The sequence below is a fragment of the Ruminococcus sp. AM42-11 genome, assembly GCF_003480145.1.
GTDB lineage: Bacteria > Bacillota > Clostridia > Lachnospirales > Lachnospiraceae > Blautia_A > Blautia_A faecis.
Window position 1 is genome coordinate 1 of the sequence record NZ_QUIO01000065.1, and the last position, 14,820, is coordinate 14,820.

The 14,820-nt window shown below is 46.4% G+C and carries 9 protein-coding genes and 1 pseudogene; 1 reads left to right on the forward strand and 9 read right to left on the reverse strand.

Annotated elements, in window-relative coordinates; all coding sequences use genetic code 11:
- Positions 1 to 29: 29 nt before the first annotated feature.
- The 6 genes and pseudogenes from serC to tgt all read right to left on the reverse strand — a co-directional run.
- Positions 30 to 971 (reverse strand): annotated as a pseudogene (gene serC, locus DW904_RS21505) (3-phosphoserine/phosphohydroxythreonine transaminase); the annotation flags it as partial.
- A complete protein-coding gene (ilvB, locus tag DW904_RS21510; protein WP_118584181.1) occupies positions 968 to 2,650 on the reverse strand; it encodes a biosynthetic-type acetolactate synthase large subunit in 1,683 nt (560 codons plus the stop codon). The pseudogene serC and the gene ilvB, both read right to left, overlap by 4 nt.
- A gap of 103 nt (positions 2,651 to 2,753) precedes the next feature.
- Positions 2,754 to 4,427 (reverse strand): dihydroxy-acid dehydratase, encoded by a 1,674-nt coding sequence (gene ilvD, locus DW904_RS21515; RefSeq protein ID WP_118584182.1) that lies wholly within the window; start codon positions 4,425 to 4,427, stop codon positions 2,754 to 2,756.
- 68 nt (positions 4,428 to 4,495) lie between these two features.
- Complete coding sequence (leuB, locus tag DW904_RS21520; RefSeq protein WP_118584183.1) at positions 4,496 to 5,578, reverse strand: 3-isopropylmalate dehydrogenase; 1,083 nt, start codon at positions 5,576 to 5,578, stop codon at positions 4,496 to 4,498.
- 237 nt (positions 5,579 to 5,815) lie between these two features.
- On the reverse strand, positions 5,816 to 6,115 hold the full coding sequence (yajC, locus tag DW904_RS21525) for a preprotein translocase subunit YajC (protein WP_118584184.1): 300 nt from the start codon (positions 6,113 to 6,115) through the stop codon (positions 5,816 to 5,818).
- A 117-nt stretch (positions 6,116 to 6,232) separates the two neighbouring features.
- Positions 6,233 to 7,390, reverse strand: coding sequence for a tRNA guanosine(34) transglycosylase Tgt (gene tgt, locus DW904_RS21530; protein WP_118584185.1), 1,158 nt, complete (start codon positions 7,388 to 7,390; stop codon positions 6,233 to 6,235).
- Between the two features lie 453 nt (positions 7,391 to 7,843).
- Here tgt and DW904_RS21535 point away from each other — a divergent pair, with 453 nt between their 5' ends.
- Entirely contained in the window at positions 7,844 to 12,094 is a 4,251-nt protein-coding gene (locus DW904_RS21535) for a 2-hydroxyacyl-CoA dehydratase (protein ID WP_118584186.1), read from the forward strand.
- A 176-nt stretch (positions 12,095 to 12,270) separates the two neighbouring features.
- Here DW904_RS21535 and DW904_RS24380 read toward each other — a convergent pair whose 3' ends face one another.
- From DW904_RS24380 to ung, 3 genes are read right to left on the reverse strand one after another with little or no spacing between them, the layout of a single operon-like run.
- Complete coding sequence (locus DW904_RS24380) at positions 12,271 to 12,645, reverse strand: polysaccharide biosynthesis C-terminal domain-containing protein (protein ID WP_243110535.1); 375 nt, start codon at positions 12,643 to 12,645, stop codon at positions 12,271 to 12,273.
- A gap of 5 nt (positions 12,646 to 12,650) precedes the next feature.
- The gene (locus tag DW904_RS21540; protein WP_243110536.1) at positions 12,651 to 13,889 is read right to left on the reverse strand and encodes a polysaccharide biosynthesis protein; all 1,239 of its coding nucleotides are present in this window, start codon (positions 13,887 to 13,889) and stop codon (positions 12,651 to 12,653) included.
- A 3-nt stretch (positions 13,890 to 13,892) separates the two neighbouring features.
- Positions 13,893 to 14,579, reverse strand: a complete 687-nt coding sequence (gene ung / locus DW904_RS21545) for a uracil-DNA glycosylase (protein ID WP_118584187.1) — start codon at positions 14,577 to 14,579, stop codon at positions 13,893 to 13,895.
- Positions 14,580 to 14,820 lie beyond the last annotated feature (241 nt).

A 14,820-nucleotide genomic window follows, 5' to 3' on the forward strand; every position in this document is an offset into this window, starting at 1 on the left:
CCTTGGCAGTCTCAGCAACGAATTTCAGTCTCAGCAACGAATTTCGCATCCATCTCTTTATCTCCTGTTACAAAAGGAACATTCATAAGAGAACGGTCTTTCGGAACAACGGTGCCATGGAAAAGCTTGCTGGAATCAAGGAAATCGTAAAGGATCTTTGCTTTCTCCTCGTTGCGTTTCTTCATCTCTTCCAGACCGCCCATTTTCTTCAGCCATTTGAAAACTTTACCGCATACGTAGATGCAATATGCATTCGGTGTATTATAAAGGGAACCAGCGTCTGCATGTGTCTTATAGGTAAGCATGGTAGGTGTTCCCGGGAGAACATCTTCTGTGATCAGATCCTCGCGGATAATGGCGATTACCATACCTGCAGGTCCGATGTTCTTCTGAACGCCGCCATAGATAATACCATATTTGCTTACATCAACCGGCTCGGAAAGGAAACAGGAGGATACATCTGCCACAAGTGTTTTGCCCTTTGTATTTGGAAGCTCTTTGAACTTGGTTCCATAAATGGTGTTGTTCTCACAGATATAAACATAGTCTGCATCCGGACTGATCGGCAGATCGCTGCAATCCGGAATGTAAGAGAAAGTCTTATCCTCGGAAGAAGCAATCTTGTTTGCTTTTCCGTATTTCTGTGCTTCCTGGTATGCTTTCTTTGCCCACTGACCGGTTACAATGTAGTCAGCCACCTTATTTTTCATAAGGTTCATTGGGATCATGGCAAACTGCTGGGAAGCGCCGCCCTGAAGGAAAAGTACCTTATAGTTGTCCGGAATATTCATCAGCTCACGAAGATCCTTCTCAGCTGTGTCAATGATTTCCTGGAATGCAGCACTTCTGTGGCTCATTTCCATAACGGACATGCCGGTACCATTGTAATCCATCATTTCATCTGCGACTTCTTTCAACACCTCTTCCGGAAGGACCGCCGGTCCTGCGGAAAAATTGTACACTCTGCTCATTTCTTCACATCCTCCTCATCAAATACCTCGTCTAAACTTGCTCCTGCAGGAACCATAGGATATACGCTTAAATCCTGGTCGATCCAGCAATCGAGAACTACCGGACCCTCTGATGAAAGCGCCATCTTAAGTGCAGGCTCTACTTCTTCCATCTTCGTAACGCGGATTGCTTTTGCTCCCATTGCTTCAGAAACTTTCACGAAGTCCACACCATCATTTAAGATGGTCTGAGAATATCTTTGTTCATAGAACAGAGTCTGCCACTGACGTACCATTCCCAGAACATGATTGTTCAGAATGATCTGGACAAGAGGTTTGCCGCAGCGAACTGCCGTGGCGATCTCGTTCATGTTCATACGGAAACAGCCGTCTCCTGCTATATTTACCACGGTTTTGTCCGGGCAGCCCATCTTTGCACCGATTGCTGCGCCAAGGCCGTAACCCATGGTGCCAAGCCCTCCTGATGTCAGGAAGGTTCTCGGCTCCTTAAATTTGAAATACTGGGCAGCCCACATCTGGTGCTGTCCTACATCTGTGGAAACGATTGCATCTCCACCAGTCAGTTCATAAAGCTTCTGGATCACGTAGGGTCCGGTAAGCTGGGAATGATCGTAATTCAACGGATACTTAGCTTTCATATCCTGAATATGCTGTACCCATTCATCATGGCGCTTCTCCGGGATTTTCACAAGGAGAAGCTTCAGCACTTCCTTCAGATCTCCGATCACGGAAGCATCAACTGCAATATTCTTGTTGATCTCCGCTGCATCTACATCGATCTGCAGGATCTTTGCCTTCGGCGCGAAGGTCTTTGTATCTCCTGTCACACGGTCGCTGAAGCGTGCACCAAGAGTGATCAGAAGATCACACTCGCACATTGCGTAGTTGGAAGTTTTGGTTCCATGCATTCCAACCGGACCTGTGTAAAGCTCATCCTCTCCGGAAAAAGCCCCTTTTCCCATAAGGCTGTCGCAGACCGGAGCCTGGATCTTGTGGGCAAGTGCACGGACTTCTTCAGATGCATCTGCGATCACAGCACCGCCGCCAACAAAAATAAATGGCTTTTTCGCTGCTGCGATCATCTGGGCTGCTGTATCCACATCCTTCGGACGGATGGTGTCAACCTTCGGCTCTACGGCTGTGATGGTGTGACGGATATATTCACATTTTGCTGCGGTTACGTCCTTTGGCACATCTACGAGTACCGGACCAGGACGACCGCTTTTGGCGATGATAAAAGCTTTGCGGATGGTGTCTGCAAGCTTTGTTACATCTTTGACAATATAGCTGTGTTTTGTCACAGGCATTACAATGCCTGCGATATCAACTTCCTGGAAGGAATCTTTTCCAAGAAGGGCAGTTCCAACATTACAGGTAATTGCTACCACAGGAACAGAGTCCATACACGCGGTGGCAATTCCGGTTACCAGGTTGGTTGCACCTGGGCCGGAAGTTGCCAGACACACTCCGACCTTTCCTGTCGCACGGGCGTAACCGTCTGCCGCGTGGGAAGCTCCCTGCTCATGGGAAGTAAGTACATGTTTAATTTTATCACTGTATCGGTAAAGGGCGTCATAAACGTTCAGAATAGCTCCGCCTGGATATCCGAAAACGGTATCCACGCTTTGCTCCAGCAAACATTCTATGATGATCTCCGCTCCTGTAAGCTGCAATTTCATTTCCTCCTGGTATATTATACTGTAAAAATCCCGGACATTTGCTATGAAAGAACCATACTTTCATGAACCATAATTCCATTCACATGTCCGGATAAGAATCTTATTATTTTGCTTTCGGAACCTCGAGGATCGCACCGCGGTTTCCGGAAGTAACCATTGCTGCATATCTTGCCAGGTATCCGGTTGTAACCTTCGGCTCTCTCGGCTGCCATTTTGCTTTTCTTGCTGCAAGCTCTTCATCAGAAACCTTCAGTTCCAGCTTCAGTTCCGGAATATTGATGCTGATGATATCCCCTTCCTCAACAAGGGCGATGGGACCGCCTACTGCTGCCTCTGGTGAAACATGTCCGATGGAAGCGCCTCTGGATGCACCACTGAAACGTCCATCTGTAATAAGGGCTACAGAAGAACCAAGTCCCATACCTGCGATTGCAGAGGTAGGATTCAGCATTTCTCTCATTCCAGGACCACCCTTCGGTCCTTCATAACGGATGACAACAACGTCACCTTCTACGATCTTGCCGCCTTTGATTGCTGCGATTGCGTCTTCCTCGCAGTCAAAAACTCTTGCAGGTCCTTCATGAACCATCATCTCCGCAACAACTGCAGAACGTTTTACAACGCTTCCGTCTGGTGCAAGATTGCCCCGAAGTACAGCAAGTCCGCCTGTGGTGCTGTATGGATTATCGATCGGGCGGATTACTTCCGGGTTCAGGTTTACACAGTCCTTGATATTCTCGCCTACTGTTTTTCCGGTTACAGTCATGCATTCTGTGTGAAGGAGTCCCTTCTTATTCAGCTCGTTCATAACTGCGTATACGCCGCCTGCTTCGTTCAGGTCTTCCATGTAAGTCGGGCCTGCCGGTGCAAGGTGGCAGATGTTCGGAGTCTTTGCACTGATTTCATTTGCAAAGCTGATATCGAAATCCCAGCCAATCTCATGTGCAATTGCCGGAAGATGAAGCATACTGTTTGTGGAACAGCCAAGAGCCATATCTACCGTAAGGGCATTCAGAAGTGCCTCTTTTGTCATAATATCTCTTGGACGGATGTTGTGGCGGTACATTTCCATAACCTGCATTCCTGCATGCTTTGCAAGACGGATACGCTCGGAATATACAGCCGGGATGGTTCCGTTTCCTTTCAGTCCCATACCAAGAACCTCAGTAAGGCAGTTCATACTGTTTGCAGTGTACATACCGGAACAGGAACCGCAGGTCGGACATGTTTTGTTCTCACACTCAGTCAGGCCTTCCTCTGTAAGCTTGCCTGCTGCGTAAGCACCAACAGCCTCAAACATGCTGGAAAGACTTGTCTTGTGTCCGTTTAAGTGACCAGCCAGCATCGGGCCTCCACTTACGAATACGGTAGGAACGTTGATTCTGGCTGCTGCCATCAGAAGTCCCGGCACGTTCTTGTCACAGTTCGGGATCATAACAAGAGCGTCAAACTGGTGAGCCAGTGCCATGGCCTCTGTGGAATCTGCGATCAGGTCTCTTGTTACAAGGGAATATTTCATACCGATATGTCCCATTGCAATACCATCACAGACAGCGATTGCAGGGAACATGACCGGAGTTCCTCCAGCCATTGCCACGCCAAGCTTTACAGCCTGTGCGATTTTATCCAGGTTCATGTGGCCTGGTACAATCTCATTGTAGGAACAAACGATTCCTACTAATGGACGCTCCATTTCTTCTTTTGTCATTCCAAGGGCATTGAACAGGGAACGGTGAGGTGCCTGCTGTGTGCCTGTTTTTACTGCGTCACTTCTCATAACTTGTATCTCCTTTTTGCTTCATAGCCGGGAAAAATGATCCATTTGCTTTTTGTTTATTTCGAATTTTAAATTTCCTTAGCGATCAGGTCACCCATCTCTTTCGTTCCAACCAGAGTGCATCCCTCAGACATAATGTCACCGGTACGGTATCCGGCAGTCAGAACCTTCTGTACAGCAGTCTCAACTGCATTTGCTTCCTCATCCAGATCCAGGGAAAAACGAAGCATCATGGCTGCGGAAAGGATGGTTGCGATCGGGTTGGCCCTATTCTGACCTGCAATATCAGGTGCAGAGCCATGGCTTGGCTCATAAAGACCAAATTTTGTCTCGTTCAGGCTGGCAGAGGAAAGCATTCCGATAGATCCTGTCACCATGCTGGCCTCATCAGAAAGAATATCACCGAACATATTCTCAGTGAGAATAACATCAAACTGCTTGGGATCTCTCACCAGCTGCATTGCGCAGTTGTCAACCAGCATATGCTCAAGAGTAACTTCCGGGTAATCCTTCGCTACCTCTTCTACTACTTTTCTCCAAAGTCTGGAGGAATCCAGAACATTTGCCTTGTCAACGCTTGTTACTTTTTTGCGGCGTTTCATGGCAATGTCAAATGCCTTGATGGCAATTCTGCGAATCTCGTTTTCGTTGTAGGAAAGGGTATCGATGGCTTTCTTTACACCGTTCTCTTCTACTGTTTTTCTTTCGCCAAAATAAAGACCACCTGTAAGCTCTCGTACGATGATCATGTCAAATCCGTCTCCAATGATCTCATCGCGAAGAGGGCATGCTGCACGAAGTTCGTTGTATAAATATGCAGGGCGAAGGTTTGCAAAAAGATTCAGTGCCTTACGAATGGCAAGGAGTCCTGCCTCCGGGCGTTTGGATGGCTCCAGCTTATACCATGGGGATGTCTTGGCATCTCCACCAATAGAGCCCATAAGAACTGCATCAGAAGCTTTCGCTGTAGCGATTGCCTCGTCTGTAAGCGGTACTCCATGTACATCAATGGAAGCTCCGCCTAAAAGTACTTCAGAATAAGAAAAAGTATGTCCATATTTCTCACATATTTTGTCCAGAACTTTTTTTGCTTCTGCAACGATTTCCGGACCGATTCCGTCTCCAGGAATCAGTGAAATGTTGTAATTCATAATAATTTCCTCTCCTTCGTTTCTGAATGCCAGCGGAAAATCACCTCTCGCCTGACACCAATGGATAATTGTTATTATAATAACGCACTTTCTTTAATATTTCAACATGTTAAAGTAAAAAACTGTCAAAAAACTGCCTTTTTCCCATTCTCAAAAAACATTTACGAAGAAAAAAGGCCCCATCCCTTTATGGAATGAAGCCTGTTCTTAGTTTCTGTCATATTCGGATGAATCTGATTATGCAGAAGCCTGCTCTGCTTTCTCAACTTCGGCAATTGCCTGTTTCCTCATAGGGATACGGCAGTTCTTATTGTTACCGAACTCTACGATCACGTCTTCTTCTGTCATGTCAATGATGACACCGTAGAAGCCGCTTGTAGTTACAATACTGTCACCTACAGCCATATCGCTGAGCATCGCCTGTACTCTCTTCTGCTCTTTCTTCTGAGGTCTGATCATCAGAAAATACATAATACCGAAAAGTACAACCAGCCATACGATGGTAAATCCCATACTCATTCCGCTTGATGCGTCCATTTGCTATTCCTCCTGTATCTTACTATCACGCCCTGTCTTTTTCACCAGCGCATTATAGTATATAATACACAAAATAATTTGATTCTTCAAGTATTTTTCCGATTTTTTATATTAATTTCATTTACTATATCTGCTGTTAATTTTTCCCTCTTCAAAACCAGCCAGACGCATTTCTTTATATTCTGCAAAATTGCCCTGATCCAGTGCATCCCGGATTTCCTCCATCAGGTGATTGTAGAAGTAAAGATTGTGAAGCACGCAAAGGCGCATTCCCAGCATTTCTTTCGCTTTCAGAAGGTGGCGGATATAGGCTCTGCTGTAATGCTGACAAGCAGGACACTGACATCCCTCTTCGATTGGAGACGGATCCAATTCATATTTCGCATTAAACATATTCAGCTTGCCGCGATTGGTGTAAACATGTCCATGACGTCCGTTACGGCTTGGATATACACAGTCAAAGAAGTCGATTCCTCTTGCGACTCCTTCCAGAATATTGGCAGGAGTACCTACTCCCATCAGATAGGTAGGTTTGTTCTGCGGAAGGTGAGGCACGACTTCGTCCAAAATATGATACATCTGCTCATGAGTTTCCCCAACTGCAAGACCGCCAACTGCGTAGCCGTCCAGATCCAGTTTGGAAATGGTATCTGCATGTGCAATACGGATATCTGCATAGATAGCTCCCTGATTGATTCCAAAAAGCAGCTGTTCTTTATTCACTGTATCCGGCAGACCATTCAGTCTGGCCATCTCTGCCTTGCAGCGCTCCAGCCATCTGGTAGTGCGGTCTACAGAAGCTTGTACATATTCTCTGCTTGCCACACTGCTTGGACATTCGTCAAATGCCATGGCAATGGTAGAGCCCAGATTAGACTGGATCTGCATACTCTCCTCTGGTCCCATAAAAATCTTATGACCGTCAATATGGGACTGGAAATAAACGCCCTCTTCCTTGATCTTACGAAGTCCTGCCAGGGAAAACACCTGAAAGCCGCCGGAATCAGTGAGAATCGGTCTGTCCCAGACCATAAATTTGTGAAGTCCGCCAAATTCCTTGATCAGCTTGTCTCCTGTTCTTACATGGAGATGATAGGTATTGGAAAGCTCAACCTGGGTTCCGATATCCTTCAGATCCATGGTGGATACTGCACCCTTGATGGCTCCAACAGTTCCCACGTTCATAAACACAGGTGTCTGGATGGTTCCATGTACTGTCTCAAACTGGGCACGCTTGGCACGGCCTTCTGTTTTCATAAGTGTATATTTTGCCATATGTGAATCCTTTCTTTTTTAAGTCTTTATCTTCAAAAAAATTTCCGTTTCTGCAGCCCTGCAAAGACATTTTTCTTTTTACACTTGCAAAAGAGTGTAAAACACAGGCAGAAAACTTCATATATTATAGCCCGAAATAACCGAAAATTCAACACTTGTGCGAAGAATCCTTGTTAAACTTTTACATTGTCATTTAAGCCGGGGTATCGTATAATATTACGGAATATTTGCATTTGAATTTTTCACATATAAATAAGAAGATTTAAGGTTACTGTTCACTGGTAACGTTCCGCGAGGTGTTTTTTGTGAACAAAGTTCACAGAAAACCCGAGAGTTGCGGCGTGAAATCATGCAAAGCATGATTTCTGTGCATCGCGAAGCGTGTTACTGTAAACGAAGTGAACAGTAACGATTTAAGCACATATGCAACAGATGAGGAGGCATATTCTTTACATGAGCAACAAATATACATTAGGAATTGACATTGGTTCCACCACTGTCAAAATTGCAATACTTGATGAAAACGACACCCTGCTTTTCGCAGATTACCAGCGTCATTTCGCCAACATCCAGGAAACCCTGGCAGAGCTTCTGGCGAAAGCTTATGGCAAACTTGGAGAGCTTACCCTTCATCCGGTGATCACAGGCTCCGGCGGACTTACCCTCGCCAACCACCTTGGCGTTCCTTTTGTACAGGAGGTAATTGCGGTATCCACTTCTCTTCAGAAGATTGCGCCCCAGACGGATGTTGCCATCGAGCTTGGCGGCGAGGATGCCAAGATCATCTACTTCGAAGGCGGCAATATTGAACAGCGTATGAATGGTATCTGTGCAGGAGGTACCGGTTCTTTCATTGATCAGATGGCTTCCCTGCTTCAGACAGATGCCACCGGGCTGAATGAATATGCAAAGAATTACAAGGCGCTTTATCCCATCGCAGCCCGCTGCGGTGTATTTGCCAAGACTGACATCCAGCCTTTGATCAACGACGGTGCCACCAAGGAGGATCTTTCCGCTTCCATTTTCCAGGCAGTTGTAAACCAGACCATTTCCGGTCTTGCCTGCGGCAAGCCGATCCGCGGTCATGTTGCATTTCTCGGCGGTCCCCTTCACTTTCTGGATCAGCTGAAAGCTGCCTTTATCCGTACCCTGAAGCTGGATGACGAGCACGCCATCACACCTGAGAATTCCCATCTTTTTGCAGCCATGGGTTCTGCTATGAATGCGAAGGATGAGGTAACCGTTTCCCTTACAGATATGACAAACCGCCTGAAGAACTCCATCAAACTGGATTTCGAGGTGGAACGTATGGAGCCTCTGTTTGCCACGGAGGAAGACTATGAGGCATTTAACAAGCGTCAAAGTGCCTATCAGGTAAAGAAGGGTGACCTTTCCCAGTATCACGGCAACTGCTATCTGGGTATTGATGCAGGTTCCACCACCACCAAGACTGCTCTTGTAGGTGAGGACGGGACCCTGCTTTACTCCTTCTACAGCAATAATAACGGAAGCCCGCTTAAGACAGCCATCCGTTCCATCCAGGAGATCTACAGCATTCTTCCAGAGGATGCCCACATTGCATTTTCCTGTTCCACAGGCTACGGCGAGGCTCTGATGAAGGCCGCTCTTCTGCTGGATGAGGGGGAAGTTGAGACCGTTTCCCATTACTATGCAGCAGCTTTCTTCGACCCGGAGGTTGACTGTATCGTCGATATCGGCGGACAGGATATGAAATGCATCAAGATCCGTAATCAGACCGTAGACAGCGTACAGCTGAACGAGGCATGTTCCTCCGGCTGTGGTTCCTTTATCGAAACCTTTGCCAAGTCTCTGAATTACTCCGTACAGGATTTTGCCAAGGCTGCCCTGTTTGCAGAGCACCCCATTGACCTTGGAACAAGATGTACTGTATTTATGAACTCCAAAGTAAAGCAGGCCCAGAAGGAAGGCGCATCCGTAGCTGATATTTCTGCAGGTCTTGCATACTCTGTTATTAAGAATGCGCTTTACAAGGTTATCAAGGTTTCCGATGCCAAAGAGCTGGGACGTCATATTGTGGTACAGGGTGGAACCTTCTACAACGACGGTGTACTTCGAAGCTTTGAGCGTATAGCAGGCTGTGAAGCTATTCGTCCTGACATTGCCGGTATTATGGGGGCTTTCGGTGCTGCCCTCATTGCCAAGGAGCGCTACCACGCAGAAGGCCGTGAAACCGCCATGCTTTCCATTGACAAGATCAACGAGCTGAAATATACCACCTCCATGGCCAACTGCCACGGATGTACCAATAACTGTCGTCTTACCATCAACAAATTCACTGGCGGGCGTCAGTTCGTAAGCGGTAACCGCTGTGAGCGCGGTATTGGTAAGGAGAAGAATAAGGATCATATCCCCAACCTTTATGAATATAAGTACAAACGGCTTTTCTCCTATCCGCCTCTTTCTCCGGATAAGGCTACCCGGGGAAAAGTTGGTATTCCGCGAGTTTTAAATATGTTTGAGAATTATCCTTTCTGGTATACCTTCTTTACTGAGCTGAAATATCAGGTAGTGCTTTCTCCTACCTCCACCAGAAAGATTTATGAGCTGGGCATTGAATCCATTCCAAGCGAATCCGAGTGCTATCCGGCCAAGCTTGCCCACGGACATGTGACCTGGCTGATCAAAAATGGTGTGAAATTCATTTTCTACCCATGTATCCCTTACGAGCGAAATGAATTTCCGGATGCAGTCAACCATTACAACTGTCCCATCGTTACCTCTTATGCAGAGAATATTAAGAACAATGTGGACGAGCTTCACGATCCGTCCATTACCTTTATGAATCCATTTCTGGCCCTGACCTCTGAGGAGATCATTACCAGGAGACTGACTGAGGTTTTCCCGGATATCCCGGAATCTGAGGTGAAGGAAGCCGCTCACAAGGCATGGGAGGAAATGGCTGCCGTACATAAGGACATTGAGAAAAAAGGTGAGGAGACACTTCAGTACCTGAAGGAGACAGGCCGCCGGGGTATCGTTCTGGCAGGCCGTCCTTACCATATTGACCCTGAGATTCATCATGGTATCCCGGATCTGATCAACAGCTATGGAGTGGCAGTTCTCACGGAGGATTCTGTTTCCCATCTGATACCTGTTGAGCGCCCGATCCGTGTCAATGATCAGTGGATGTACCACTCCAGACTGTATGCAGCAGCAAACTTTGTGAAAACCCGTGATGATCTGGATCTGATCCAGCTGAACTCCTTTGGCTGCGGACTTGACGCAGTCACCACTGATGAGGTTTACGAAATTCTGGATGGCAGCGGCAAGATTTACACCTGCCTAAAAATTGATGAGGTTAACAACCTTGGTGCCGCAAGGATCCGTGTCAGATCTCTTCTTGCAGCCCTCCGTGCAAAGGATGCACAGAAAAGGGAGCGCACCATTAAACCATCTTCTATTGAGAAGGTTTCGTTTACTAAGGAGATGCGCAAGGATTACACCATCCTCTGCCCGCAGATGTCACCGGTGCACTTCTCCTTATTGGAAGCTGCTTTTAATGCAAACGGTTATCATCTGGAGGTGCTTCCAAATGACAACAAGCACGCCGTAGACGTAGGTCTGAAATATGTAAATAATGATGCCTGCTATCCTTCCCTGATCGTTGTGGGACAGATTATGGACGCTCTTTTATCAGGCAAATACGACCTGAACAAGACTGCAGTTATCATGTCCCAGACAGGCGGTGGATGCCGTGCATCCAACTATATTGCTTTTATCCGCCGTGCCCTTAAGAAAGCGGGAATGGAACAGGTTCCGGTTATCTCCCTTAACCTTAGCGGTCTAGAGAGCAACCCTGGATTTAAGCTTACTCTTCCGCTGGTGAAGGCTGTTGTGTATGCCGCTGTGTTTGGTGATATTCTTATGAAATGTATTTACCGCATGCGCCCATATGAACTGGAGAAGGGCATTGTAAACCGCAAGCACAAGATCTGGGAAAAACGTGTGATTGCATTTCTTACCGGCAGCTCATTAAGCCACAGCCAGTTTAAGAAAATGTGCCGGGAAATGGTTCACGATTTCGATACCATCCCGATCAGTGATGAGAAGAAGCCTCGTGTTGGTATTGTAGGTGAGATCCTGGTTAAATTCCTTCCGGCTGCAAACAATCACCTTGCAGAGCTTCTGGAAGCGGAAGGAGCTGAGCCTGTGGTGCCGGATCTGATCGACTTTATGTCCTACTGCTTCTACAATCAGAATTTCAAGGTCGACAATCTTGGATTTAAGAAATCCAAGGCATTCTTTGGAAATATAGGTATTAAGGCAATCGACTGGGTTCGTAAGACTGCAAATGAGGCACTTGCGGAAAGCCGTCATTTCCATCCTACTGCAGATATCCATGATCTGGCGAAGATGGCACGCCCCATTGTTTCTGAGGGTAACCAGACTGGCGAGGGATGGTTCCTGACCGGTGAAATGATGGAGCTGATCCATGATGATGTTCCGAATATTGTTTGTATCCAGCCGTTCGGCTGCCTGCCGAACCACATTGTTGGTAAGGGTGTTATCAAAGAGATCCGCCGTCAGTATCCGAAGGCAAACATTGCAGCCATCGACTACGACCCGGGTGCAAGCGAGGTAAACCAGCTGAACCGAATTAAATTAATGCTTTCTACTGCACAGAAGAATTTGAAGACAGAAGAGGCGAAAAATAACAACTAGCCTCGGTTCGTATTCCGAAAAAATACAAGAAGAAAGCCCTCAGAGTTGCCGCTCTGAGGGCTTTCGTGCTGCATACATTGAACATATCGCTTCTTTCTTGCCGAATGGCATTATAACCTATGCATATCTAAAAGTCAATATATTATAATTTTAATAGCATATTTAAAAACCATGTTCTAAAACGGCAGTTTCCCTGCAATTTTCTTCAGGTAGGCACCGCCTGGCATCATGGCAAACTGCTCATCAGATGGCTTGCTCACTGCCAGATATACAATAAAATAGGCAACCATTCCAAGAACCACTGCGATTCCAAGGCTGATAAAATTGGAATGGATCAGCTTATAAATTCCATAATAGGAAAATCCAGCCACTACAGCCATAGGCACAGATGCCAGAAGTGGATTCAGATAAGCACTTCTCCATGGATTTTTGTACTGCATATACTGTTTCATCGCCCGCTCGTTCAGCAGACACATAACAACCGCATAAATAATCATAGCCACTACAATGGCATATACGCCAAGGTCAGTTGCAAACAGCAGAATTGCCATGGCGATCACATCCACCACCAGGCAATTGCCGCATTGATCATGGGGATATTGGGCTTTCCGATTCCCTGTAGCACACCATTGGAAATATTGGAATTTCCATTGAGGATGATGGTAATGACACCAAGCATCATCAGCTGAGCTGCTGCCCCCTCTGTTCGCGGAAACAAAAGCCTTGTGATCGGGCCGGCAAGAACTGCAAGTCCAACTGCACATGGAATGGAAATAAACATACTGATCCAGGTTGCGCGGTCGATCTTATCTCTGGCACTGTCCATGTCCCTCTTGGCATACTGGGCAGAAACCTCCGGAATCATGGATGTGGGTGCTGTACTTGCAAGCGTAAGGGGAATATTGATCAGGGTCATATAATAGCCATATTCCGCGTAGAGACTTGTAATGGTATCATGGTCAATTCCCTTAAAGCCCTGAATGCCGGAATACATATAACTATTAATAAAGCCGTTTACATTGTAAATAAAAGAGCTGAGGATGATCGGCATTACGATGAGAACGATATTCTTCATAACCTCACCGGTGGCCTCATCACGAGAATGGGTATCCCTTGCCAGTCTCTTTTTGATATTCTTTCGGTTTACCCAATATACAAAAAGCATGAAAAGTAATGCTGATGCAACTCCGGCACCGGTTCCCATAGTAGCTCCGGCAGCCCCCCAGGCATTTCGTACAGATTCCTCTGCCCCGCTGAATCTATTCAACATGACAGTAGACATCAGGATTGCAAAAACCGCTACAAAACACTGTTCCACAATCTGGGACAATGAGGTAGGGAGCATGTTTCGATATGCCTGAAAATAGCCTCGGAAGGTACCAAGAATTCCTGACAGGAAAATAGTTGGCGCCAGCATTTTCAGTGCAAGTCTGGCTCCTGACATAGATTCCGGCACCAGAATGGAAGAACCGAAAAGACAAAAAAGCGCTACTACACCTCCCATTATGATTACATATAAAAGTGCACAGTGAAATACCTTCTGAGCGTCTCTGTAACGTTTAAAAGCCAGCTTTTCTGCCATAATCTTGGATACTGCCTGCGGAATGCTGAAAGAAGCGATCATCAACAGGATAAAGTAAACATTCTGGGCATAATTGAAAAGACCCATACTGTTATTTCCAAGAGTATTGGAAAGCGGACTTTTATAGAGCATTCCGATGATCTTGGAAATCAGCGCTGCGATCATCAGAAATGATGCATTTTTTACAAGTGTATTGTCGTTCTTTTTCCCCATTTCTTATTGTTCCTTTTTGATATTTTCAATCTGCCAGTCAATGGGGGCAAGCCCGTTTTTCTCCAGAAATTCATTGGTCTGGCTGAAATGCCTGCATCCGAAAAATCCTCTTGACGCAGACAGCGGGCTTGGATGTGCAGCTGTGAGTACCAGCTGCTTCGGATTGTTCAGCATTGCTTTTTTCATCTGGGCAGGTCTTCCCCAGAGAAGATATACGATCGGGCGGTCCTGATCATTCAGGGTCTGGATAACCGCATCGGTAAACTGTTCCCAGCCGATTCCTCTGTGTGAAAACGCCTGGTGGGCGCGGACAGTCAGTACTGTGTTCAGAAGAAATACGCCTTGTTTTGCCCATTTTTCCAGGCAGCCGTTGTCAGGAATATAGCAGCCCAGGTCGCTGTGGAGTTCTTTATAAATGTTTACCAGAGACGGGGGAATGTCTATATCTTCTCTTACAGAGAAGCAAAGGCCGTTGGCCTGTCCATCGTTATGATAGGGATCCTGACCCAGAATAACTACTTTTACATCGTTTAACGGGGTGTATTCGAAAGCATTAAACATATCCTGGGGCGGTGGGAATACTTTCGTGGTGCGGTATTCTTCCATTATTGTTTTATATAGTTTGGCATAATATGGCTGATGAAATTCATTCTTCAGCGCGGCCTGCCAGTCTCCTGTTATCTGGCCCATTTTAATTGTCACCTCATCTTTTGTATTTTGCTATTTAGTGTGTTGGTCGTTATCCCGGACGCGATTTTACAATGTATATTCACCGCCGCGCGTCCAGGCGTTCCGGCAAGCTAATGACTAACTACGACTAAGACGCTCAGGAAAGCCTTCGCGCCTAAGTCTCCGTAAGTCATGGATCTCGCCTCCACTAAAACCGCTCCTGAAATGCGCGGCTTGCGAATATACATTGCAAAATCGCTGG